Origin of the sequence: Paenibacillus sp. JJ-223, assembly GCF_927798175.1 — a bacterium.
GTDB classification, from domain to species: Bacteria; Bacillota; Bacilli; order Paenibacillales; family Paenibacillaceae; genus Paenibacillus; species Paenibacillus hubeiensis.
Genome location: NZ_CAKMMP010000010.1, coordinates 201,034 through 223,667 on the forward strand (window position 1 = coordinate 201,034; position 22,634 = coordinate 223,667).

The 22,634-nt window shown below is 51.6% G+C and carries 23 protein-coding genes; 19 read left to right on the forward strand and 4 right to left on the reverse strand.

Annotated features, from left to right (window positions below):
• Nucleotides 1-96 precede the first annotated feature (96 nt).
• The 8 genes from L6H98_RS18645 to L6H98_RS18680 all read left to right on the forward strand — a co-directional run bounded on the left by L6H98_RS18645 (nucleotide 97) and on the right by L6H98_RS18680 (nucleotide 7,093).
• Nucleotides 97-606 (forward strand): hypothetical protein, encoded by a 510-nt coding sequence (locus L6H98_RS18645; RefSeq protein WP_236417333.1) that lies wholly within the window; start codon nucleotides 97-99, stop codon nucleotides 604-606.
• Nucleotides 607-731: 125 nt separating this feature from the next.
• Nucleotides 732-1,283 (forward strand): glutathione peroxidase, encoded by a 552-nt coding sequence (locus tag L6H98_RS18650; protein WP_236417335.1) that lies wholly within the window; start codon nucleotides 732-734, stop codon nucleotides 1,281-1,283.
• Nucleotides 1,284-1,439: 156 nt separating this feature from the next.
• The gene (locus L6H98_RS18655; protein WP_236417337.1) at nucleotides 1,440-2,303 is read left to right on the forward strand and encodes an AraC family transcriptional regulator; all 864 of its coding nucleotides are present in this window, start codon (nucleotides 1,440-1,442) and stop codon (nucleotides 2,301-2,303) included.
• A gap of 65 nt (nucleotides 2,304-2,368) precedes the next feature.
• Nucleotides 2,369-3,127, forward strand: a complete 759-nt coding sequence (locus L6H98_RS18660; protein WP_236417339.1) for an acyl-ACP thioesterase domain-containing protein — start codon at nucleotides 2,369-2,371, stop codon at nucleotides 3,125-3,127.
• Nucleotides 3,128-3,238: 111 nt separating this feature from the next.
• A complete protein-coding gene (locus tag L6H98_RS18665; RefSeq protein ID WP_236417341.1) occupies nucleotides 3,239-3,478 on the forward strand; it encodes a hypothetical protein in 240 nt (79 codons plus the stop codon).
• 126 nt (nucleotides 3,479-3,604) lie between these two features.
• On the forward strand, nucleotides 3,605-4,231 hold the full coding sequence (locus L6H98_RS18670) for a nitroreductase family protein (protein ID WP_236417343.1): 627 nt from the start codon (nucleotides 3,605-3,607) through the stop codon (nucleotides 4,229-4,231).
• Between the two features lie 129 nt (nucleotides 4,232-4,360).
• Nucleotides 4,361-6,001, forward strand: a complete 1,641-nt coding sequence (locus L6H98_RS18675) for an S-layer homology domain-containing protein (RefSeq protein WP_236417344.1) — start codon at nucleotides 4,361-4,363, stop codon at nucleotides 5,999-6,001.
• Nucleotides 6,002-6,124: 123 nt separating this feature from the next.
• Nucleotides 6,125-7,093, forward strand: a complete 969-nt coding sequence (locus L6H98_RS18680) for an NAD(P)/FAD-dependent oxidoreductase (protein ID WP_236417345.1) — start codon at nucleotides 6,125-6,127, stop codon at nucleotides 7,091-7,093.
• 116 nt (nucleotides 7,094-7,209) lie between these two features.
• On the opposite strand, the gene L6H98_RS18685 is transcribed toward L6H98_RS18680, so the two are convergent.
• Nucleotides 7,210-7,767, reverse strand: a complete 558-nt coding sequence (locus L6H98_RS18685; protein WP_236417346.1) for a hypothetical protein — start codon at nucleotides 7,765-7,767, stop codon at nucleotides 7,210-7,212.
• 176 nt (nucleotides 7,768-7,943) lie between these two features.
• Nucleotides 7,944-8,129 (reverse strand): hypothetical protein, encoded by a 186-nt coding sequence (locus L6H98_RS18690; protein WP_236417347.1) that lies wholly within the window; start codon nucleotides 8,127-8,129, stop codon nucleotides 7,944-7,946.
• Nucleotides 8,130-8,224: 95 nt separating this feature from the next.
• Here L6H98_RS18690 and L6H98_RS18695 point away from each other — a divergent pair, with 95 nt between their 5' ends.
• The 8 genes from L6H98_RS18695 to L6H98_RS18730 all read left to right on the forward strand — a co-directional run bounded on the left by L6H98_RS18695 (nucleotide 8,225) and on the right by L6H98_RS18730 (nucleotide 14,289).
• Nucleotides 8,225-9,700: an FAD-binding oxidoreductase gene (locus tag L6H98_RS18695; RefSeq protein WP_236417348.1), complete on the forward strand. Its 1,476-nt coding sequence runs from the start codon at nucleotides 8,225-8,227 to the stop codon at nucleotides 9,698-9,700.
• Complete coding sequence (locus L6H98_RS18700) at nucleotides 9,697-10,239, forward strand: MFS transporter (RefSeq protein ID WP_236417349.1); 543 nt, start codon at nucleotides 9,697-9,699, stop codon at nucleotides 10,237-10,239. Before L6H98_RS18695 ends, L6H98_RS18700 begins: the two co-directional genes overlap by 4 nt.
• A gap of 124 nt (nucleotides 10,240-10,363) precedes the next feature.
• Nucleotides 10,364-10,708 carry a DUF3243 domain-containing protein gene (locus L6H98_RS18705; protein WP_236417433.1) on the forward strand — a complete coding sequence of 115 codons (345 nt, stop codon included), beginning with the start codon at nucleotides 10,364-10,366 and terminating at the stop codon, nucleotides 10,706-10,708.
• A gap of 176 nt (nucleotides 10,709-10,884) precedes the next feature.
• Nucleotides 10,885-11,451, forward strand: a complete 567-nt coding sequence (locus tag L6H98_RS18710) for a hypothetical protein (RefSeq protein ID WP_236417350.1) — start codon at nucleotides 10,885-10,887, stop codon at nucleotides 11,449-11,451.
• A 178-nt stretch (nucleotides 11,452-11,629) separates the two neighbouring features.
• The gene (gene cyoE / locus L6H98_RS18715; RefSeq protein WP_236417351.1) at nucleotides 11,630-12,487 is read left to right on the forward strand and encodes a heme o synthase; all 858 of its coding nucleotides are present in this window, start codon (nucleotides 11,630-11,632) and stop codon (nucleotides 12,485-12,487) included.
• 329 nt (nucleotides 12,488-12,816) lie between these two features.
• Complete coding sequence (locus tag L6H98_RS18720; RefSeq protein ID WP_236417352.1) at nucleotides 12,817-13,299, forward strand: tetratricopeptide repeat protein; 483 nt, start codon at nucleotides 12,817-12,819, stop codon at nucleotides 13,297-13,299.
• Nucleotides 13,300-13,329: 30 nt separating this feature from the next.
• Nucleotides 13,330-13,530: a hypothetical protein gene (locus tag L6H98_RS18725; protein ID WP_236417354.1), complete on the forward strand. Its 201-nt coding sequence runs from the start codon at nucleotides 13,330-13,332 to the stop codon at nucleotides 13,528-13,530.
• A gap of 15 nt (nucleotides 13,531-13,545) precedes the next feature.
• Nucleotides 13,546-14,289: an AAA family ATPase gene (locus L6H98_RS18730; protein WP_236417356.1), complete on the forward strand. Its 744-nt coding sequence runs from the start codon at nucleotides 13,546-13,548 to the stop codon at nucleotides 14,287-14,289.
• Here the strand turns inward: L6H98_RS18730 and L6H98_RS18735 are convergent.
• On the reverse strand, nucleotides 14,286-15,194 hold the full coding sequence (locus L6H98_RS18735) for a LysR family transcriptional regulator (RefSeq protein WP_339277674.1): 909 nt from the start codon (nucleotides 15,192-15,194) through the stop codon (nucleotides 14,286-14,288). The two genes, L6H98_RS18730 and L6H98_RS18735, sit on opposite strands and share 4 nt — an antisense overlap.
• 131 nt (nucleotides 15,195-15,325) lie before the next feature.
• On the opposite strand from L6H98_RS18735, the gene L6H98_RS18740 reads away from it, so the two are divergent.
• The 3 genes from L6H98_RS18740 (at nucleotide 15,326) to L6H98_RS18750 (ending at nucleotide 20,177) form a co-directional block, all read left to right on the forward strand.
• Nucleotides 15,326-16,258 carry a DMT family transporter gene (locus L6H98_RS18740; RefSeq protein ID WP_236417358.1) on the forward strand — a complete coding sequence of 311 codons (933 nt, stop codon included), beginning with the start codon at nucleotides 15,326-15,328 and terminating at the stop codon, nucleotides 16,256-16,258.
• 181 nt (nucleotides 16,259-16,439) lie between these two features.
• Nucleotides 16,440-17,498, forward strand: coding sequence for a LacI family DNA-binding transcriptional regulator (locus L6H98_RS18745; RefSeq protein ID WP_236417360.1), 1,059 nt, complete (start codon nucleotides 16,440-16,442; stop codon nucleotides 17,496-17,498).
• A gap of 120 nt (nucleotides 17,499-17,618) precedes the next feature.
• Complete coding sequence (locus L6H98_RS18750) at nucleotides 17,619-20,177, forward strand: glycoside hydrolase family 2 protein (RefSeq protein WP_236417362.1); 2,559 nt, start codon at nucleotides 17,619-17,621, stop codon at nucleotides 20,175-20,177.
• An 87-nt stretch (nucleotides 20,178-20,264) separates the two neighbouring features.
• On the opposite strand, the gene L6H98_RS18755 is transcribed toward L6H98_RS18750, so the two are convergent.
• The gene (locus L6H98_RS18755) at nucleotides 20,265-22,262 is read right to left on the reverse strand and encodes a beta-galactosidase (protein ID WP_236417363.1); all 1,998 of its coding nucleotides are present in this window, start codon (nucleotides 22,260-22,262) and stop codon (nucleotides 20,265-20,267) included.
• Nucleotides 22,263-22,634 lie beyond the last annotated feature (372 nt).

Sequence of the window (22,634 nt, forward strand, 5' to 3'; positions counted from 1 at the left end):
CCGTGCAATGAAACTCATCCCATCATTCCGTCTGGGAGGCGAATTCATAATAACTTTTATTGGATTTTGGAGGGTAGGGGGCAGATTTTTATACACATGAAGAGGTACAAGCATAACCGGGAGCGAATACTCAGCACTATTATTGTATTTTCAATTGCTTTGCCATTTTTTTTAGCCAACATGTTTTTTGGATTTTTCCCTGCATGGTTTTACACACGTCTATTTGGAATTGCATTTGGAATAGTGTTCACGGTTTCGGGCTTATTTCTCTCACTGAGACAAATAGGTAATAAATTTAAAAGAGTCTGGTGTAGAGTTCTGTTCGTTGTTGTAGGGGTCGTGGTAATTATACTAATGTATCCGGAGGCGTCTGCAGGTGTACTGGACTTGAAGGCATATTATTTGAAGGACTACAAAACAACCACAGGTGTTCCGGATTACATTGGTTCTATGGGCAAAAAGATGAGGCAACAGACCATTGAATTAAATAATATTGAATTGATCAACACAAAGAGCGATAGTTCCTTGCATGACCGGACGAAGGTCTTAGAGATCACATATTTGCCACACAGCAAGTTTGTTATTAACATTAAAGTAGTAGAGTGACATTCTGACAGAATGATAAGTACCTCGTTTTATCTTAACCAATACAAGAGGATAGATTTCGTATATAATGGATGCACACTAGATGTTGAGTCAAATCAACTTACATAAAATCGCGAGGTGCACCTATGGCAACCATTTATGACTTCAGCGTTACCAAAACGAGCGGAGAACGGTTCCCGCTCTATCAATACGAGGGCAAGCCCGTCCTGATCGTCAACACGGCAAGCAAATGCAAATATACGCATCAGTTCGATGATATGCAAAAGCTGTACGACAAGTATAAGGACCAAGGGCTGCAGATCATCGGTTTTCCATGCAACCAATTTGCGGAGCAGGAGCCGGGAACAAGCGAGGAGGCGGCGTCCTTCTGCCAGATCAATTATGGCGTCAAATTCCCGATGTTCGCGAAGATCGACGTGAATGGGGAGACGGCACACCCGTTGTACGATTTTCTCAAAAAGGCAGGTCCCTTTGCCGGATTCGACGAATCGGACATCCAGGCGAAGCTGCTGAAGCTGATGGTTGCCGACAAGGCGCCGGAATGGCTGCTTGGCGATGCCATCAAATGGAATTTCACCAAATTCCTGATCGATGCCGAAGGACGCGTCATTCAACGATTCGAGCCTATAGCCACGATGGAAGAGATCGAATCCAGCATTGAACGGGTTTTGCCGTAACCGGATACCGCCACGAAGGAGCTGCGGGAAATTAGCTGTACTTTATTTCGTCGCAGTCTCCAAAAATAGGGCCATGATATGCACCGTTATGCGGATGACGTCTCATGGTCTTTATTTCTGACAACGGTCCCATCCTTCCAACAGGAGGTGTTCTGCATGCCGCGCATACTGAAAATCGGAGCTTCGCTGCAATACAATTACCGTTCCACCACGGCATATTTGCCGGTCGAAGACGGATTTCACTCGCATCCCCAATACGAGGTATACTATTTCCACGCAGGGGAGTGCACATACATTATCGGAGACCGCGTGTATGTTTTGGCGCCGGGCGATCTGGTGCTCATGCACGGCATGACGCTGCATCGTCCGCATCCAATGCCGGATACGACCTATGAACGGACGACGCTGCATTTCGACCCATCCGTCATTCGCGGCAGCTTGCATCCCGATCGGGCCTTTGAGGTGCTTCAACCTTTTGAGGAACTCGGCAATTGCCGCCTGAATCTGCAAGGCGAAGAACGCACGGAATTTGAAGGGCTGTTGTTTGAATTTCATCGAATGTTGTCCGGTAAGGGCAGCTTCCGACAGGAACGATTGAACATTCGGCTCTGCGATCTGTTGTATTTTGTGGCCGACCTTTGCCGGAGCAGTCTGAAGGAGCACCGTCCTTCCTCGGAAAAGGAAAAGCACGTCCAGCACATCCTGCGTTACATTGACATCCATTACATGGACGATATCGGCCTGGATGATCTGGCGGGCGAATTGCATCTGTCCAAGCCTTATCTGGCAGGACTGTTCAAAGAGATGACGGGCAGCACCGTCTTCAAATACGTGTTCGATCGCCGCATCAATCAGGCAAAGCTGCTTTTTCAGCTTGACCCCGAAATTAGCGTTACGGAGGTAAGTCGTTTATCCGGCTTCAAACGGTTGTCCCATTTCAGCCGGATGTTCAAACAATCGGTGGGCTGCACGCCCGATCTGTACCGCACTCGCATCCAAGGCGGTCAAGATATGGCGTGATTTGCTGATCGGGACAAGGCGGACATCCGAACACGCAACATTAAATCGTAAAAGGAGGGAGCTCCGTGCCAACGGAATCATTGTACACCCGCGCATATCGGATCGGCTCAGCCGATTCGGATTACATGTCGCTCTATCGTCCATCGGCGCTGCTCGAACATATGCAGTTGGCCGCAGACGGGGATCTCTCTTCCATGGGCATCACCGTGTCCGAAATGCTGGCGCAGGGTCTGGGCTGGATGCTGCTGACCACGGATCTGACGATACTTCGTCCGGCGCGGCTGGAGGAAGAGGTTTCGCTTCAGACTTGGCATAAAGGCAATAAAGGGGTGATGTGGCTGCGGGATTTTGTGTTGTCCGACAACCAGGAAAACGTCATTGCGGAAGCACGCACCACTTGGGCGCTGGTCGATTTGCAGAAACGAAAGCTGCTGCGTCCAACGGCGCTGCCCTTCGAAGTTCGATCGCATCCCGCCCGATCGCTTGGCGACATTCCTGCGAAGGTATCATTGCCGGATTCGCTGCAAACATGGGAAGCCGATCGATTTGAAGTTCGATATAGCAGCACGGACAGCAACGGTCATATGAACAATGCCGGTTATGCTGATCTTTGTTGCGATACGCTCACGACGGAAGAGCTGGAAACCGGAATCCGACGTTTGCAAATATCGTACCATCGCGAGGTGCGCATGCAGGAACAAGTCGTCGTGGAACGAAGCGCCGTTGTGGATAACGGCATTTGGGTTCGAGGAATGGCTCCGGAAGATCGCGGTACGATTTTCGAAGCCCGACTGACCTTAAACGAAGCAGACACGAGTCGTTAATACCATTTGCCGGAACCGAGCCATTCGCATATGCGGATGGCTTATTTGCCGTGTTTAGATCGCGGAAAGAAAAGGTAAAGAATGGGTAACACTTTAGAGGAGGCGTTTCGCATGAAGCATGAACCATCGAAATTACGGCAGGAATCCCCGCAGCAGGCTAACCATGATAATCCCGAGCAGTTCCCGACGGAGGAACGACATATGCTGGACCGGTTCGAGGAGGAGCAGACGGTAGACCCAATCCCCCTTGAGGATCTGAACATGGAGCAGCAGGAGGAACAGGACAAGGACGCGACCAAGGCCAATTCGTCTACCGAGGAGAAATACCGCGCGGATTATCGCAAGCGATAATGGTTATAATCCAGAAGGTAATCCATTGAATGCAACTCGATGTAACATTGGATTTAAATCCAAGGTAAAATAATATAGCTTATTGACTAACGTTCGTTACTATATTATAGTTACCAAGAGGGCATAATGAAAATTTTGGGAGGCGAATGGAAAGTGACCACGTTTATTGACGCTTTGAAAAAAAGAAGATCGTTTTATGGCATTAGCAAAGAATCCACCATTTCGGATGCACGAATTCAGGAAATCGTTGAAGAAGCCGTGAAATACACGCCAACTTCGTTCAACTCTCAGACGTCCCGCGCAGTTGTGCTGCTCGGTGAGCAGCATGATAAATTGTGGAACCATACGGAAGAAATTTTGCGCGAAGTAGTCGGCAACGAAGAAGCATTCCAATCGACTGCGGAGAAAATGGCCTCGTTCCGCGCAGGATACGGTACCGTACTGTACTTCGAGGACAACAATGTCATCGCTCAGCTTCAACAAAACTTCGCCTCTTATGCGGACAATTTTCCGATTTGGGCGAACCAATCCAACGGCATGCTTCAACTGGTGATCTGGACGGCGTTGGAAGAAGAAGGACTCGGCGCCAGCTTGCAGCACTACAACCCGCTGATCGACGAAAAGGTTAAACAAGAATGGAACATTCCGGAGCATTGGAGACTGATCGCGCAAATGCCGTTTGGCAAACCGACAGCTACCCCTGGCGATAAAGAGTTCCAACCGATCGAAGAGCGCGTAAAAGTATACAACTAAGCCTCGGATGAAGCCGCTAACGGCTTTGGCGCGGATTTGAATCATTACCAACATTTACACACATACGGCCTCGCTTCAATCTGATACGATGATACAAGATCGTAAACCATTGAAGCGAGGCTTTTGCATGTGAACGAACAACCGATAAAGCAAGTCCGGCGATGGACCCGGACGGCGATAGCCCTGCTGGGCGTATTTTCCATGTCCATATCCACTTTTACGGGTTGGGCACCGAGCGTGCAAGCTGCGGCAGCCAAGACCTTTTTTACGGATACTGCCAACAGCTATGCGAAGGAAGCGATCGATTTGCTCGTAAGCGAAGGCATTGCGACAGGCATATCCAGCACGCGTTTTGAACCGAAAAAAGCGGTCAGCCGCGCGGAGTTTGCCGCATTTGCAGTTCGCTTGCTCGGGTTGGAGCCCGTGAGCAACGACATTAACCCTTACAGCGATATCAGCAAAAGCGCATGGTACTACGGCAGCGTGGCCGCCATGACGAATTTGTCCATATTGGAAGGAAAAGGACAAGGGACTTTTCAGCCCGGTGCTTCCATTACCCGCGAAGAAGCGGCGGCATTGCTGTCCAGAATGCTTAAACGGCAGTCCACGTCCAGCGCTTCGCTGAATGCGCTATACAAGGATGCTGCGAGCATTTCCGATTGGGCGCGGCCCTATGTGCAAAATGTTTATGTACTGGGATTGATGCAAGGCAGCGACGGCTTGTTCCGTCCGAAGGACAAGGTTACCCGGGAAGAGGCGGCGATGATGCTGTCCGCCGTATTGCAGAAGCCGGTGTGGTACAGCCAATTGAAGGGTACCGTCTCGGAGGGCATTCAATTGGGGTGGCAATATGATTCCACAACGTCCGAATTCAAGCAGCAAGTCGCCCGATCTCCCGTCAACACGCTGGTTCCGCGATGGTTTTTCCTGAATGGCAGCATGCAGCTGACCAATCAGACGGATTCCTCGCTTTTGAATTGGGCAGAGGCAACGGGACGCCAGGTATGGCCGCTGCTCGGCAACCGTTCAAATGCAGCGTTAACCCATCAGATGTTATCCAGCGCAACCAACCGGAATTTCGTGATTTCCCAAATTACGGCGTACGTGAAACAATACGGTTTGGAAGGCATCAACGTTGATTTTGAAAATGTGCTGCCCGAAGACCGTGCCAACATGACCGTATTTATTACTGCGTTAACCGCTTCGCTGCACGCGGCAGGAGCTGTCGTTTCTGTTGACGTTTCCCCTGACCTGGGCACGGATTGGACAGAAGCTTTCGATTATGCCGCTTTGGGCGAAGTCGCTGATTACATGATCCTGATGGGTTATGAAGAGCATTGGAACGGTTCTCCCAACGCTGGCTCCGTGGCCTCGCTGTCCTGGCTCGAACAGGCATTGGACACGATGCTTTCGCAGATGGACAGCGCAAAAATCATTGTGGCATTACCGCTCTATACGCGAGATTGGTCACTGCTTACGCCTGCCACGGGTTCATGGGACATCACGCTTGGCGAACAAGGGAGCAGGTCGCGTACCGCGGGCACGACGAAACATTGGGATGACGACGTCTGGCAATATGTGCTCAAATATGTCGCAAACGGCACGTCCAGGGCGATCTGGGCGGAAGAGGCGCGTTCCCTTTCGGTCAAAACCAGCATGATTAGCGAGCGCGGCATCGCGGGTTTGGCGTATTGGTACATGGGCGGGGAAACCGAGGATGTATGGAAGGCCATCTCCAATGCAATTCGCTTCGAATCCTATCGGTTTTAATCCATATTCATTTATAAAAGCGATGAAGCAACCTGAACGAACCTTGAATCATCGGGGCGTTTGGGTTGTTTTCGTTTGGTGTAAAATATATAACAGCGTGCAGAGTGATTGGAGGAGAGAATCATGCGGGATGCGGATTGCATCATCGTGGGTGGCGGCATTGCAGGATTGCAGGCAGCCATACAATTGGGACGGTACAGCGTCCATAAAGTGTTGGTCGTGGATGACGGCCAAGGGCGTTCATCGCGCTGCCGTTCTTATCATAACATCATTGGTTTTCCCGAAGGTGTCTCGGGCGCCGAATTAAGAGCCAAAGGCAGAATGCAGGCGGAACGGACAGGCGTTCTTTTCGAACAGGACCGCATTGTCCGCGCCGAACGGCGAGGGGAACGGATATGGCTTGCAGGTTCTGCGGGACGCCAATACACGGCCTCTGCCGTGCTGCTTGCCACAGGCCTTTCGGACCGGATACCCGACATTTCCGGAATCACGGCCACGCTGGGCAAGTCGGTATATGTCTGCCCGGACTGCGACGGATACGAAATACAGAACCGCCGAACGATTCTGATGGGATCCGGGGAGCCCGGGGCGAGCATGGCGTTGACGCTCATTGAGCGTACGCGTGAGCTGATGTATATTAACCATGAACAGATGCCGATCTCCGCTGAATTGCATCGGAGCATGAAGCAGGCTGGCGTTCGATACCTGGAGGCTGCGATAAAGGAGGTTCGGCATGCGGGAGATGGATGGATTCAAGGCGTGGTGACGGAGGACGGGCAGCATTTTGACGCAGAGCGCGGTTTTGTCGCCTTCGGCGGCAATCAGGTTCACTCCGGTCTGGCCCGCCAATTGGGTGCGAAAATCGCGGACAACGATCATGTCCATGCTGACCCGAGGAGCATGCAAGCTGCGCCACAGGTGTGGATTGCAGGGGACCTCGGCATCCATGCGGAACAGGCTACCGTTGCGATGGGCGAAGGCGCCATTGCAGCCATCTGGATTCACAAAGCGTTGAAGCAGCTGCGGCAGCAGGAGCAGCAGGAGCTCCAGTCGAAAATGGCGGATGTCCCGGCACGCGCAAAATTCGATTGACAAGCGGCGAGGGTTTCCGGGTACAGCGTTCGTGACATTGAACATTAAAAAGGATGGGTGCGAAACCCATCCTTTTTTACGATTTGTTAGACACGCAGCAGTTACAAAGAATGAAATTACGGTATTTGTCCGGCTGCGATATATTTATCTTTTGTAGCGTTCCATGTGTATGTGGCTGCCGCCAAATTCCATCCGCCCTCGGGCAGGTACTTTTTCCAGGATTGCTTGATCTTCCCGTCTTTTTGGATAGCAACCCCTTGATCTCCCATCACAGAGAGCTTTTTCTGCAAGGTGCCATTTTTATATTTATAGGCGTACAGTTGCGTGTTAGACGGAAAGTAACCAAATGTAACGGCTACATGTTTTTCTTTTTTAGAAGCTTGATAGATATGTATACTCGGGGATTCAAATTCTTCGTCACCAACAATATCGCTATCGATTAGCACGACCGTTCCCTTGGCGTTGACGAGATAAAAGTTGCCGGATGCCGTCAGCATAAAATATTCTTTTTTATTGTCCCCGTTCAAATCTGCGGATTTTAACAGGGTCACTGTTTCACTAGGATATTTCTTTTTCAGTAACGCTTTTGGATCCATGGCCGCTTCTGCATTCAATGGTGCGAGTGTCAGCCATGCAACGAGGATGGTACAACATAGAACGATCATTTTTCTCAAGATACTCTTCCTTCCTGTTTATCATCTTCGAACATTCTATCAGAACGATGGCGTTTTATCCATTTCAATTGAATGTCTAACCGATCGTCATGCAAAAGCCAAAACCAAAAAGCCCTCCCCATTCGGAGGGAAGGCGACATTAATAGATTTTTATATACGTGTTACCGTAATTATACTTATTGTTTTTCTTTGGAATGGCCTTTTTTACGGTTTGCTCCCGAGATGTTGTCCATAATCTCTCCAACCGCATCCTCGATCATATCCGTAGGTCCCGGATTGTAGTCGTCAGGGTCGGACATCTCGTTGACATTAGGCTTCAGCTCCCATTCGTGCTTGTTATGTTCTTTTTCATGGTTGCTCACTATGCATCCCCTCCTCATTTTGGTTAATCTGGGTATTCCTTAACATCTCCAGCCGTTGTAATCTATATGTATAAACATTAACCATGGTTGTTGCTTTGAAACGATGGGAAAAGCGAGGAGGAGACGGCCTGAAGAAAACGATCGCCCTTTTGCTGCTCATATTCCTGTGCGTTTGGACCTATTGGCGGACAGATGGCGATGATCAGAATCCGTTTCTCATTACGGACTATAGCCGCCTGCATCCTGTCAAAGTAGAGCGCGTTGTACAAGGGCAGGAAGAGCAGCAATTGATCCAACTCGTCCGCGAAGCGAAGGAACGGAATTTGACGATATCCATTGCAGGGCAGCGTCATAGCCAAGGAGGGCACACCTATTACGAGGACGGCATCGTCATTGACATGTCCGCATACAATAAAGTGTTGGAGGTTGATCCCGAGGCCCGCACCATTCGCGTTCAAGCCGGAGCATCCTGGGCGGACGTTCAGCAGGCCATTCATCCGTACGGCCTTTCGGTCAAGAACATGCAGTCGCAAAACATTTTTACCGTCGGTGGCTCAATCAGCGTGAATGCGCATGGGCGCGATCTCCGTAACGGGTCGTTGATTCAGAGCGTGCAATCTTTTCGGCTGCTTACGGCGGATGGCCAGGTCAGGGATGTCAGCCGAGCCAATAACGCCGAGTTGTTTCCGCTGGCACTGGGAGGGTACGGTTTGTTTGGCCTGATCCTCGATGTGACCTTAAGCCTGACTGATGATGAGGTTCTACAATTGACGACGGACCGTTTGCAGGCCGAAGAATACCCCGATTATTTCCGTCGCCAAGTGCTGGGGGACGAGCGTGTACGTTTGCATTTGGCCAGATTATCGGTGCAGCCAGGTGAAGGATATTTCAGGGAGATGTATGCTCTCAATTACGTTACCGATCCTGAAGCGGACTTGAACGATTATCGTCGCCTTGAAGGCCGCGAGCAAGGGGTGCTTCCTGCCAAAATTCTGTTTAACCTGAATCGCGAATTTGCATGGGGACGGGCCTGGTTCTGGCCGCTGCAGCAGCGGTATTTCGAAGCGCAGGAAGGCAAGCGGTTAAGCCGAAACAATGCGATGGCTTCCGAATCGGCGTTTATGGAATATCATCAGCCAGGGGAGAATGATCTGCTGCAGGAATATTTCATCCCCGTGGATGCCTTTCCGGCATTTGTGCGGGAGATGGGGGAGATCGTTGCAGGAGAAAACCTGGATTTGCTGAACGTCACGGTACGTTACGTTGGAAAAGATGACGAAGCTGTGCTGTCCTACGCGACCGAAGACATGTTCGGACTCGTATGCCTTTTCCATGCCTCGCTTTCGAAGGAGGAGCAGGACCGCTTTCAATCAGGGCTTCGGAAAATCATTGATGCGGCAATCCGGCATGATGGCACATATTATTTGCCTTATTATGCTTACCCGTCATTGTCCCAATTTAGGCGAGCCTATACGCGGAGCGGCGAATTTTTTGCGGCCAAGGACCGATATGATCCGCAGCACGTGTTTATGAATTATTTTATGGAACAGTACGGAGGAGATCACCAATGAACAATATCAGATGGCTGGTCCGTTCGCAGAGCATCGTCACGCTGGCGTCCGGCATGATCTATCCCTATTATCTCCTCTTTCTCAAAAATCTCGGCAACAGCTACTCCAAGTACGGATTGGCTTTTGCCGTGTTTACGATCAGTTCGGCTGCCGCTTCGCAGTGGCTCGCTCCGCGAATGGATCGACAGGCCAGGCAGATGCTGGCGGTCAGTGCCTTCGGCATGGCCGCAGCGATGCTTGCATTTCCTTGGGTAGGCTCGTATATTTGGGTATTGTTGCTTCAGATGTTGATGGGGCTGTGCAATGCCATGCAGCGCATGAGCGAGCGGGTACTGCTCGCGGACTACACGGAACCGGGTCGACGGGGGCACGCTGTAGGACATTATCACTTCTGGACCGCGGCCGCTTCGGGATTTGCCGTTATTCTGGGAGGTATGCTCATTGATTGGCTGACGATTGATGTTTTGTTTTATCTGAGCGCTCTTTTGTATGTGATGTCCGGCATAGCGGTATGGCGCGCAAGCCAACCATCCGTGTAAATAAATGGGCAAAATTCGAAATCGCCTGATCGAACCAAAGCTTTCTGATTAATCTTCGCCAAGACGTTTATATTAACGGTATGGGCAAGACCAAATCCGACAAGCTTAGGAGGAATCAACCATGATGAATGAAGACAATCATGTTATTCGCAAAGACGGCCAGGTGGAACTGGGACAAGTAGAGGATGCCGTAAACCGGATTGCTCCGGAACAACGCGAGCAGATTCTGCACAATTTCGAAACTTTCAAGGAGTATCTTGCTAAACGCATTGCCGTAGGCGAAGCGATTGGCCTCGGGGAAGAACAGATGGCTCGCATCGCGGAGAAGGTTGCCGATTATCTTGCGGCCAACGAGGAACCGCGCAATAGCGAAGAGAAGCTCCTTCAGGAGCTTTGGAGCGTAGGCCGCGAAGAGGAACAGCATATGCTTGCACACATGCTGGTTCGTCTGGCCCAACGGGCACATTGACACATTAATCATTAATCGGGAGATTTCTCAAGGAACCCTGGGATTGAATCAAGCACGCCCGGGGTTCCTTGTTCATGGAAGCCGGATTGTAACCATTTTTCAACTTATATGATACTTTTGATCTTTATAACTGAAGTATGATGTAGGAAGTAAAGTGATTAAGGGGAGATGCTGCTATGAAGAACGCGGCAAAACAATGGAAATTTCGGTGGATTGGCGCAGGCGTTGCTTTGCTGGGCATCATGGTGATTGCTGCATATTTATGGACTCCGGCCAAAGCGGAGGGAATCACGGCAACATCGCTTTCCACCGCAAAGGAAACGTTGGCAACCAATTCGGAGACGTACACCGCTTACGTCGATGGCATACAACAGGAGAACGGCAAGCTGTTCCTGATCGTAGACAAAATCGGCTGGTATCAAGGCGAAGAGGCTGACACCATATTCGAGCAGCGCAACCCCGATTCGGGATTGGATGGAGCCCCGGATGGTTATTATATTGTTAATGACAGCAAAGAACAGGAAAAGGTTGAAGTTCAAGCAGATGCCGAAGTGCTGATGCAGCTGTATGACCGGGACGGTACATATGCCGGAGCGGACATTCAGTGGAACGAACCTGTGACTTTGAATAAATTCGAATCGTTGTATGACAACAAAACCATCGTGGATCTGTCCGTGTTTCCGTATCATCTGACGATGAAGGATGGACAAGTGATCAAAATCGTACAGCAATATATTCCATAATATACATGAAGCCTAAAGCTTTTCAAAGAAAAGACCTCCGTTTTCTGAACGGAGTTTTTTTTGTCCATTTTTCACGGAAGACGGTATGAGAAAAATCATAGAAACATTGTAATTGTCAGGAACAGCATGTATCATTATTGGAATGGTGTTTGTATTCCGTTCAGGAGGCTGCTTATTCATGCTTAAAGACATGATTGCACTAACGAAGCCCCGATTGCTGCGGCTGAATGTGTTTGCTGTGGTGGTCGGTTATTGGGTTGCTTCAAAGTGGGATATCGACTGGTTATCCCTGCTGATGGTGATTATTGGCTCTACCCTGGTCATTGCCTCGGCATGCGTCATCAACAACTATTGGGACCGTGAATTGGATCAGAAAATGGAACGGACGAAAAAGCGGATCGAGTACATCAATCATCTGAACCCCGGATTTGTGTTGGGTTACGGCCTCGTGCTGGGGCTGGCCGGCTTTGCCGTATTGTATGTGCTCGTGCATCCGTTGTCGGCTTGGCTTGCTCTCGGAGGATGGTTTGCGTATATTGTCGTGTACACGATCTGGCTTAAACGCAGCTCCACATGGAGCACCTCGCTCGGCGGAATCGCGGGCGCGATGCCGCCTGTCATCGGTTATTGCACAGTGACCGAACAGGTGGATGCCGGCGCCTGGCTGCTGTTTGCGCTTCTGTTCCTGTGGCAGCCGCCACATTTCTGGTCGCTTGGCATCCGCAGAGTTGAGGAGTATCGCGCAGCCGGATTCCCGCTTTTGCCTGTAGTGAAAGGCATCAAACGGACCAAAATTCAGATGATTCCTTACGTGCTGCTTTTGCTGCCTGCAGTTATTCTGCTTTATCATTACGATTACGTTGGAATCGTTTTTCTCATCGTGTCGACGGTGGGGGGATTGATTTGGTTGGTACATACGCTCTCCGGGTTACGCTCCCAGGATGATGAGAAATGGGCGAAAACGAATTTCCTCATTTCCGTTAATTACCTGATGCTGGTATTTATCGTTATGGTAGCGAATACAACTTGGGCTTAACATCCGGGGGAACGATGGCAGTTACGACTGCGACGCTGCCTTCGTCCTGCGAGACCACAGAATGATCGAACATCCCGCAACAAGGAAGAGGGTGGATTTCAGCCCGTGTCCTTGCTCACGGCGGGGTGTTTTTGGTTTGTTCAAGAAGCAGAATCAATCTGAAGAAGCAAAGCGGTCGCTTAAAAAAGCTTTCGGAAAGAAACCTGAAGCGGAAGCATAGGCGGGTCACCGGATTAATATAAAATGCACCAGATTTTTTTCATGGTAATGACCTGATAAGGAATTTTTTGTATAATTAAAGAGATCGACATGGAAAGGGTTGTGTCAGAATGGCGACATTAGAGCAGGCTATTTTGTTAAGAGAGCAGGGGAAGGCGGAAGACGCCATTAAATCCATGCAGCAGATTGCGCTGCGCGAACCCGACAATGCGCAGGTATGGTATCAATTGGCTTGGGCGCATGATTCACTTGGTTTGGAGCGGGAAGCCGTTCCTTATTATGAGAAAGCGTTGAATCTTGGCCTTGTCGGAGAAGATCGTGCCGGAGCCATGCTTGGCCTTGGCAGCACCTATCGCACGCTGGGTCAGTATGAGGAAGCAAAAGCGTGGCTGGGGCGGGGGATCGATGAATTCCCGGAACGTGGCGAGTTCGAGGTATTTTACGCGATGGTGCTGCATAATCTTGGCGAGCATGCCGAAGCGATGAAGCGGCTGCTGCTCATGCTGGCCGACACTTCAAGCAACGCAGGCATTCAAGCGTATAACAGAGCCATTCGCTTTTACTCGGAGCAACTGGATCGGGTGTGGGAATAGCAAGTCCATTAGCGGAGGGGAGACGAAGGAATGGACAAGGAAACGCAACAAATCCACGAAAGACTGGATCGGATGGAACGAAAACTGGATGAACTGGCTCGAAACAGGCAGGACTTTGGACCGCAGCGCTCCGGGGCTGCCAGGTTTTTGATCGGATTTGGCGTTGTCGTTGCGGTGCTGTTCGTTTTAATGACATTGATCGGAGTTCTGCAATTCGTAAGCAATGGATGAGAGAGGGGGGACGGCATGCCTTTTTTGAAAAGAGTGCTGCTGGACTGGTCGGCACGCCCACCCATGAACCGCGATAATTTCCCTTATAACATCGTGGCTTTGCGTCAGATCGAACAATTGGAATTCTCGCACAATGTCACGTTTCTTGTAGGTGAGAACGGATCAGGCAAATCGACGCTGTTGGAAGCGATGGGTGTATCCTGCGGCTTCAGCATTGTCGGCGGCAGGGATCTCGTCATTCGTCGTGACAAGGATGATGCATCGTTGTCCGAGATCATGACGCTGCAATGGCTGCCCAAGGTGAATCAGGGCTTTTATTTTCGGGCAGAGACGTTCGACACCTTTGCCAAATATATCGATGAACTGGCTGAAGAGCCATTTGTGGGGCGTGCGGCGTATGCTCCGTACGGTGGTGTTTCCTTGAATGAACGCTCTCACGGTCAGGGTTTTCTGGAGTTTTTTGCAGGACGATTCAGCGAGAAGGGATTGTATTTGCTGGACGAGCCGGAATCGGCCCTGTCGCCGCAAAATCAGCTTGTTCTATTACGCATGATGCATGATCTGGAACGGAGCGGCAAAGCCCAGTTCGTCATTGCCACGCACTCTCCAATCCTGATGTCTTATCCCGGAGCGACCATCTATCACTTCAACGAAAATGGTGTGGAGTCCGTGGACTATGAAGAGACGGAGCATTTTCGATTGACCCGCGATTTTCTGAACAATCGGGAGGTATACCTGAATCGTCTCTTTGAAAGTTAATGTTCTAAGGCAAGCCAATCCTGAACTGCTGCAATAAAGCGGTGAGCTGCTGGAGAAAGATTGTCGAGCGACGGGCAAGTCAGGCCAATCGTGCGGAACGGATCCCCTTCCAAGGGAATCAGCGCGAGCTCATGCTCGTGGCCTCGCAGGACCATTTCCGGCAGCAAACTGATGCCAAGGCCGTTCCGAACCATCGCCATGATGGCTTGATCTTCGGCTACCTCATATATGATGTCCGGTTTGGCAGCATATTGTCTGATCAGCCGTTCGATTTCGTTATCACCGCCCCATTTCGGCATGATGAACGGCTCCGAGAGCAGCAGCTCGAAGGGGAGCGTTTCGGCGGTCGAGAGTGGGTGATCCAGGGGCAGAATGCACATCATCCGATCTTTGCGCAGCTCAATGGAGTCGTAAGGGAGGGAGTCTCCCAAAGAAAGAAAACCGAGATCGATGGCTCCACTGGCCAGCCAAGCGGATATCTCCGCATAATCTCCCTCCCATAATTTGATTCCGATGCCCGGATGCTGCACGCGGAATTGTTTCAAAATGCCGGGCAGCCACTGCGTCGACACGCTTGCAAACGTTCCGATGCGTACCGTCCCCGTTTCTGCCCCGCGGATGAGCGACATTTCCTGATTCAACAGCTCGGCCCAGCGCAAAATCTCCCGGATGTACACGATCATCCGTTCTCCGTCGGCCGTCAGGCGTACCCCGGAGCGCCCGCGATGGAGCAGGGAGAATCCACACTCCGATTCGAGGCTGGAAATGGCGTGACTCACCGCGGATTGCGTAATATTTAGCGCCTCTGCAGCCCTTGTCAGACTTCCATATTCAATGACGGCATTCAGAATTTCATATTTAACCAGCGACATGATGGAGACCCGAACCTTTCCTGAATAATACATGAAATGATTTCATGTTATCCATTATAAACATTCGTTTTCATAATGCAAAAAGATCGGATATACTTGCCAAGGCGAGAATGCCAAATACATATTCCGCATCACAAAATATATGGGACGAAGGTAGAGACAGAATGGATTCATCATCACGGGGAACTCGGGGCCAGGCAGCAAGAAGGGCCGATCTGCAAATGCTGCTCGCCACGATCATTTGGGGATCATCGTATTTGTTTATGAAATCAGGGCTCGCATCGATTCAGGAACTGAATCTGATTGCTTTGCGTTTCGCCATCGCGTTTATCGTTGCAGCCGTCATCTTTCACCGGAGGCTGCTGCGGGCGGATCGGAAAACGTGGATCGCGGGAGCCGTGATGGGTACGGTATTGTTTGCGGCGTTTGTGCTGATTACGTACGGGGTGCAGCGGACCAGTGCGTCGCAGGCAGGTTTTTTGATTAGTCTCGCGGTCATTTTTGTGCCGATTCTGATGACGATCATCCATAAAAAAATGCCGGATGTACGGCTCGCTGCAAGCATTGTTTTGGCCGTGAGCGGGCTGGGGCTGCTTACGCTGCAGCATGAGCTTCGTTTGCACATCGGAGACGTGCTGTGCATTTTGGCCGCATTGGTTTATGCCATTTATATCATCATTGCCGGTAAATACACGCCGAAACATGATCCGCTTACCCTGGGAACGATCCAGCTTGGCATGGCCGCCGGATTGGGCATCGCTGCAGCATTTCTGTTCGAAACGCCGCACCTTCCTGACAGCGCGGAAGCGTGGGCAGCGATTTTGGGGCTTGGCACTTTGTGCAGCGGGATCGGGTATATTCTGCAGACGTTGGCCCAGCGCCATGCTTCTCCGGCGAGAACAAGCCTCATCTTTTCGCTGGAACCGCTGTTTGCCGCAGCTTTTGCGTTTATTTTTCAAGGAGAGCAATTAACGTTGCAAGGATATACCGGAGCAGCTTTAATGTTGCTTGCCGTGCTGGTTGCGGAGCTTAAAGGATTGGATGCGATGTACCGACGGCGGAAAAGGAGCACGTCTGCGAACGAAATGCATATATGATGGAAACGGATGAAGTCCGGGAGTCGCCTCTGCCAAAGGCCGCCCTCGGCCTTTTTTTCATTTAATGATTGCTGTTAGCGGGAAAGAACATAACAAAACAAACAAAATGATAACTTGTTTTGTTGTGTATAATGTTTTGTGCTACACTGGAAACAAAAAAAAGGAAAACAGGGTGAATGGGATGGGCAAAAAAGTAACGATGCAGCAGATTGCCGATGCGGCAGGGGTATCCAAATTTGCAGTGTCCCGCGCGTTGACCGGCAAACCGGGCGTAAGCGAGCAAACCCGGGAGATGATTATGCGGACCGCTGCGCAATTGGGCTATTTCAAGGCCGAGCCGAAGCGTTCTTCATTGGGGGGAGAGCCTGAGCGGGACGCCAAAGGGGAGCAAGGCGGAACGGTTCTCATCTTGTTTCCCAACATCCGCTCCCAGAACCGTTCATCCCTATATTGGGGACCGGTCTTCGATGGCATCTCGGCTCGCCTGAACGAGCTGGGCATGGACATTCTGACGCTGACCGAACCGTCCTCGGAGCGCATGTTCTCGGTGCTGAATCCCGAAGCGATCAGCGGCGTCATTACGGTCGGTTCGATTTCGACCTCCATGCTGCTGGAGGTATACAGGCTGCACATCCCGCTGGTTATGGTTGACCACGAGGAGCCGGCGATCCATGCCGATTCGATATTCACGGACAACATGAAATGCATGAGGGAGTTGGTCCTGATGCTGATCGGCACAGGGTACAAGCGCTTCCAGTTTGCCGGGAAACTGCCGGATGCCGCCAGCTTCAGGGAACGTTGGCTCGGCTATCGTTCCATGCTGGAAGAAATGCAGATCGAGGGGCAGCAGCGGACGGAATTGCTCGGACCGGATCATGGACATATTGAGGCAGCCATCGGCGAAATGCCGCTCGAGGAACTTCCGGAAGTCTTCGTTTGCGACAACGATCTGACGGCTTCCATCGTGCTGGGTGCATTAAGAAAGAAAGGGGTGCCGGTCCCGGAACGCTGCGCGGTAACCGGGTTCGATGACACCCGAACCGACGAGCCGATTGTGGCTACCGTCCGCGTCGACAAGGAGAACCTGGGAAAGCGGTCCGTGGACCAGTTGTTATGGCGCATGGAAAACCCTGACGTGCCGGCAGAACGTAAGCTTATATATTCCGAACTTGTGGTAAGGAAAGAATACCATGCGACACTTCATTCAGAACAATTGCAAAACGCCAACAAAACAGATTGACTGAATAGATAAAAACATGTTAATTTTGTTTTGTAAGTTATTTCGTTTTATAATAACAGAACATAACAAGATAACCGATATAAACCGCCAAAAAACAAACACACGTTAACGGAGGCTGTTATGAGCAAACAATCGCTGATTTTTGAAAATTGGACCTTCAAGGCTTGCGACGATCAAGAGTGGCTGCCCGCTAAGGTGCCGGGCTGCGTGCATACGGATTTGCTGAGACTGGAAAAAATCCCGAACCCTTTCTACGGAACGAACGAGAAAGAGGTTCAGTGGATCGACAAGAAAGATTGGGAGTACCGGACGGAATTCGGCGTCGAGGATGCGTTGCTGTCCCAGGAGCATCTGGAACTGGTGTTTGACGGGCTGGACACTTACGCAGACGTATATTTGAACGGCCAACATGTGCTGTCCGCCGACAACATGTTCCGCGTATGGAACGTCGATGTAAAACCTTACGTCAAAGCGACCGGCAACGTGCTTCATATCCGGTTCAGGTCTCCGATCCAGGAGGATCTGCCGAAACTGGAGAAGCTGGGTTATGCATTGCCTGCATCCAATGACCAATCCGACGTAGGCGGACTGGGTGACAAACGAGTGAGCATCTTCGCCCGTAAGGCACCATACCATTACGGTTGGGATTGGGGTCCACGGTTCGTAACGAGCGGCATCTGGCGCGAAGCACGGCTGGTGGGCTGGACGGAAGCCAACATTCACGACGTGTTTATCCGTCAAGATCAGGTAAGCGCTTCCCTCGCTTCGCTGACTGCCGTTGTGGAAGTAGAAATGCCGGCAGCATCCGAAGCGGTCATTCGCATTCAGACGGATGGACTGAGCTGGGAGAAATCATTTTCGCTTCAGGCAGGTTTGCAAACCGTCGAGATTCCGGTGGAGATCAGCGAACCGAAGCTGTGGTGGAGCCGCGGTTTGGGCGAAGCGCACATATACAGCTTTGCAGCCGAAGTGCTTGAGGGCGAGCGGATTCTGGCGAATGCCGAAGTGAAAACAGGATTGCGTTCCATCCGGCTCGTTCGCGATAAAGACGAAGCAGGAGCCTCTTTCTACTTTGAATTGAACGGCGTTGCCGTGTTTGCCAAAGGGGCAAACCATATTCCGAACGACAGCTTCACCACCGAAATCACGCGGGAACGCTACCTGCACGAGATCGTTTCGGCGGCTGAGTCCAACATGAACATGCTTCGCGTATGGGGCGGCGGCATTTATGAAGAAGACGTCTTCTACGAATTGTGCGATGAATACGGCCTGCTCGTATGGCAGGACTTCATGTTTGCCTGCAGCATGTATCCGGGGGATGAAGCATTCCTGAACAGCGTGAGACATGAAGCCATCGATAACGTGAAACGTCTGCGCAACCATCCAAGCATCGCGCTGTGGTGCGGCAACAACGAGATCGACTCGGCTTGGGCCCACTATATTGAAGAAGGCGGATGGGGTTGGAAAAAAGACTTTACGCCAGAACAGCGGGAGAAAATTTGGGCCGACTATGAAGCCATCTTCCATGATCTGCTGCCGGAAGTGGTGGAAGCGTACGCGCCGGGCGTCGATTACTGGCCTTCCTCGCCGCTCGTCTCCCTGACCGGAGACGCCAGCCAGCATGCCAATCCGTCCACGTCGGAAGGGGACATCCATTACTGGGGCGTGTGGCACAGTGTCGAGCCATTTGAGAACTATAACAAATACGTGGGACGTTTCATGAGCGAGTACGGCTTCCAGTCGTTCCCGGAATACAAATCCGTCCGCACCTATGCGGAGGAAGCGGATCTGGCGCTGGAATCCGAGGTAATGCTGGCTCACCAGAAAAACGGAGCAGGCAACCGTTTGATCAAGCAATACATGGACATGTACTTGCATGAGCCGAAGGATTTCCCGTCATTCCTGTACATGAGCCAGGTGCTTCAGGCCGAAGCGATGAAGATGGCGATCGAAGCCCATCGTCGCCGCAAGCCGTATTGCATGGGGACATTATATTGGCAAATGAACGATTGCTGGCCGGTCGCTTCCTGGGCGGGCATGGACTACTACGGACGCTGGAAGGCGCTGCAGTATTATGCCAAACGCAGCTTTAGCGACGTATTGCTCTCCGTGGACGGTACGAAGGATAACGTCATCGATATCCATTTGATCACGGATTTGCTTAAGCCGGTACAAGGCAGGCTGCGCCTTCGCCTCATCGGTTTTGACGGCACCGTCTATCGCGAGGAAACGCATGAAGTGTCCGTGGCTGCCAATGCCGGGCAAAACGTGCTGACGTTGAATCAGGCCGAATGGCTGCAGGGACGCGATGCGTCTGCAACGCTGCTGCGTCTTGATCTGACGCAGGATGGACAGGAGGATATCGTGCAAGAGCATTATTTTGCCGCCTCGAAGGATATTGCGCTGCAACCGGCGAACCTTCGTGTGACCGAAATCCAAGAAGCCGATGGCCACTATTTGGTGTTGGATAGCGACGTGCTGGCCAAACAGGTGTGGATCTCTTCCGAAAACGAAGGCGTCTTTACGGACAACTTCTTTGACGTCATCCCAGGCATTCCGGTGAAGGTGAAATTTGTGTCCAGAGCCGAATTGCAGGGTGCAGGCGGGAATACGGGGCCAGGCGCCGTTCAGATCCGTTCGATGGCCGATTTCATCAAATTGACGTCCCAGCCGGTGTAATTCAACGTTCATTCGTTCATCCCAAAAAGCTAGGGTACACACAATCATGTGTGCACCCTCGCTTTATTTGCATTTCCATGGATCCGCTTATGGTCGGACCTCAATAATCTCCACACCGTAGGGAGGAAGCTCCAGCTTCGGCCCACGGCGGGTTCCGTCCAATGCAGAATGAGCTTCAGCGCCCAAGTCGACGACGGCCGATTCGGGGCTGAGATTGAGGATGAAACGGAACGTTCCGCCCGGTCCGGTGCGGGTCGTCATTTGTACGCCTTGAGGCAGGGACTGTACTTCCGATAATCCGTGTTCTTCAGCAATTGATCGAAGGAGTTGGCTAAGGTAGGCCTGCTCCGGTTGCGTGGCCATGTAATAGACGTTCCCTTGTCCCCAGCGGTTCCGGGTTACGGCAGCGGTTTTCGCATAAAACTGGTCGGCGTACACGGCGATGGCTTCTGCCGTATCCAGCTCCAAAACGTCGGCCCATTGCGAGGCAGAATATTGCTCTCCTTGGTCTCCCAATATTGTAGCAGAGTCGCTGCCGAGCGGATCGTATTCGATGACCCGGACCCCCGCACAGGTCGACAGCAAACCTGGAAGAGGGGACATGGTGCAGATGTTGCTGTTATTTTTGACGCCCGAACGATGGGTAAGCACAAGCGTGCCGCCCGCAGCGGCAAAGCTTTGCAGCCGTTCAGCGCTGTCTTGGTCCAGCAAATACAGGTGCGGGGCGATGACGACGCTGTACCCGTCCAGCGATTCGGCTTCGTGAATGACATCGGCCCCGATGCCGAGTTGAGTTAATGTGCGATGCCAGACTTTGATGTTCTCGTAGTAGTCCAGGCCCTCCGCCTGCTTCTGGATGTGAAGCGCGTTCAGTTGGTCGTGCGAGTGCAGTATCGCTACTTGATGCTGCAGGGTTGATCCTTGCAAACGCTCGCCAAGCCGGTTCACTTCAGCGCAGAGCTGCTGAAACTCCCGGAATCTGCGGCCGGGAACGTTGCTGTGGTCGATCAGCCCATGCCAAAACTGTTCTGCGCCCGCGACGGCGCTGCGCCAGCGAAAATGCACGACCGCATCGGCTCCGCGAGCAATGGCCTGCCAGGAATGGGCGCGCAGGAAGCCGGGCTGGGGCGCTCGCCACATCGGGAACCAGCATCCCGGCGGTCCGCTGAGCTGTTCCATGATCCAGAAATTGCGGCGTTTAATGCCTCTGGTGAGATCCAGGGACAGCGCGCCGCTGTAAGGAGATGTCTCCGTTTTGCCCGGCGAAGGGTTCGGATAATAATCGAAAGACGCGAAATCCAGCTCCCGACCGATGTTGTATTGGTCCGCTTTTTGCGGATACGTATGAAAATTGTGCGTAACCGCATGACCTGGGCAGTTCCGACGGATCAGCGCGATTTGGATCTGCTGGAAGGCAGCGATCGAATCCGACTGGAAGCGGGTGTAATCGAGCAGCAGCGAAGGATTCTGGAACGGGGAGCCCCCGTACGGCGGCGTAACTTGCTCCCAATCGTTGTACTCTCCGCTCCATACGACCGTTCCCCAAGCCTCATTGAGCTGCTCCAATGTATCGTAACGGGAGCGGACCCATTCCCGGAACGCGTCGGCGCAGGCGTCGCACTGGCAATCGGTGAAGCTGAATTCGTTGTCGGTCTGCCAGCCGATGACCGCGGGGTGTTGGCCGTAGCGCTCGGTCAGCTTTTGCACGATCCGGGCGCTGTAAGTTCTCATGCTGGGGCTGTTATAACAGCGGTGGCCCCTGACGCCTTCGTGATTGATCTGTCCGTTTGGAAGCACAGGCAGAATATCCGGGCACTTTTCGGTAAGCCAGCGAGGCGGGGTCATCGTTGGCGTGCCAATAACGACCTGCAGCCCGTGGCGGTGAAGTGTATTTAATGCTTCGTCTAACCAAGTCCAATCGAACTTTCCGTCCGAAGGTTCCATCCGGCTCCAGGCGAATTCACCGACGCGCACGATGCGAACTCCGCTTTCGGCCATCAGCCTCGCATCCTGTTCCCACATGGCAGGCGGCCAATGCTCGGGATAATAATCAACGCCCATCTGTACGGGACGGTTCAATGTCATGTCGGTCAGCTCTCCTTTGCAGGCAAAAATGTAGGGATATCGTTCTTGCGCCTCACCGCTATAGGAGCGGAATCGCGCATCTTCCTCATTGTATATTGCTTGAGACCAGGGAGATATAACAATATGTTGCGATAAGTTAGCATGATGTTGTTCTACGAAGAAAGTCGCCAAATGATCAAGTTCATTTCCCGAGCGGGGAAACAGGGCTTTGTGACCCGGCATCCCTGCTTTTGGATGAAGCGTAAACCCCGTGCCGCAATACTGCAAGAAATCAACATTTCATTACTTGTTTTCAAAATTATTTCTTACTGAACGAACTACAATAACTATATAGATTGAACCGAAAATTTACACGATAACGAAGAGGGCAGA

What these genes read in the sequence shown, in the direction of transcription:
- L6H98_RS18740 (WP_236417358.1), top strand. Translation starts at nt 15,326, where the DNA reads ATGGATTCATCATCACGGGGAACTCGGGGCCAGGCAGCAAGAAGGGCC.
- L6H98_RS18645 (WP_236417333.1), top strand. Translation starts at nt 97, where the DNA reads ATGAAGAGGTACAAGCATAACCGGGAGCGAATACTCAGCACTATTATT.
- L6H98_RS18735 (WP_339277674.1), bottom strand. Translation starts at nt 15,194, where the DNA reads ATGTATTATTCAGGAAAGGTTCGGGTCTCCATCATGTCGCTGGTTAAA.
- L6H98_RS18720 (WP_236417352.1), top strand. Translation starts at nt 12,817, where the DNA reads ATGGCGACATTAGAGCAGGCTATTTTGTTAAGAGAGCAGGGGAAGGCG.
- L6H98_RS18745 (WP_236417360.1), top strand. Translation starts at nt 16,440, where the DNA reads ATGGGCAAAAAAGTAACGATGCAGCAGATTGCCGATGCGGCAGGGGTA.
- L6H98_RS18665 (WP_236417341.1), top strand. Translation starts at nt 3,239, where the DNA reads ATGAAGCATGAACCATCGAAATTACGGCAGGAATCCCCGCAGCAGGCT.
- L6H98_RS18730 (WP_236417356.1), top strand. Translation starts at nt 13,546, where the DNA reads ATGCCTTTTTTGAAAAGAGTGCTGCTGGACTGGTCGGCACGCCCACCC.
- L6H98_RS18705 (WP_236417433.1), top strand. Translation starts at nt 10,364, where the DNA reads ATGAATGAAGACAATCATGTTATTCGCAAAGACGGCCAGGTGGAACTG.
- L6H98_RS18750 (WP_236417362.1), top strand. Translation starts at nt 17,619, where the DNA reads ATGAGCAAACAATCGCTGATTTTTGAAAATTGGACCTTCAAGGCTTGC.
- L6H98_RS18755 (WP_236417363.1), bottom strand. Translation starts at nt 22,262, where the DNA reads ATGACATTGAACCGTCCCGTACAGATGGGCGTTGATTATTATCCCGAG.
- L6H98_RS18680 (WP_236417345.1), top strand. Translation starts at nt 6,125, where the DNA reads ATGCGGGATGCGGATTGCATCATCGTGGGTGGCGGCATTGCAGGATTG.
- L6H98_RS18710 (WP_236417350.1), top strand. Translation starts at nt 10,885, where the DNA reads ATGAAGAACGCGGCAAAACAATGGAAATTTCGGTGGATTGGCGCAGGC.
- L6H98_RS18700 (WP_236417349.1), top strand. Translation starts at nt 9,697, where the DNA reads ATGAACAATATCAGATGGCTGGTCCGTTCGCAGAGCATCGTCACGCTG.
- L6H98_RS18655 (WP_236417337.1), top strand. Translation starts at nt 1,440, where the DNA reads ATGCCGCGCATACTGAAAATCGGAGCTTCGCTGCAATACAATTACCGT.
- cyoE (WP_236417351.1), top strand. Translation starts at nt 11,630, where the DNA reads ATGCTTAAAGACATGATTGCACTAACGAAGCCCCGATTGCTGCGGCTG.
- L6H98_RS18670 (WP_236417343.1), top strand. Translation starts at nt 3,605, where the DNA reads ATGAAAATTTTGGGAGGCGAATGGAAAGTGACCACGTTTATTGACGCT.
- L6H98_RS18650 (WP_236417335.1), top strand. Translation starts at nt 732, where the DNA reads ATGGCAACCATTTATGACTTCAGCGTTACCAAAACGAGCGGAGAACGG.
- L6H98_RS18725 (WP_236417354.1), top strand. Translation starts at nt 13,330, where the DNA reads ATGGACAAGGAAACGCAACAAATCCACGAAAGACTGGATCGGATGGAA.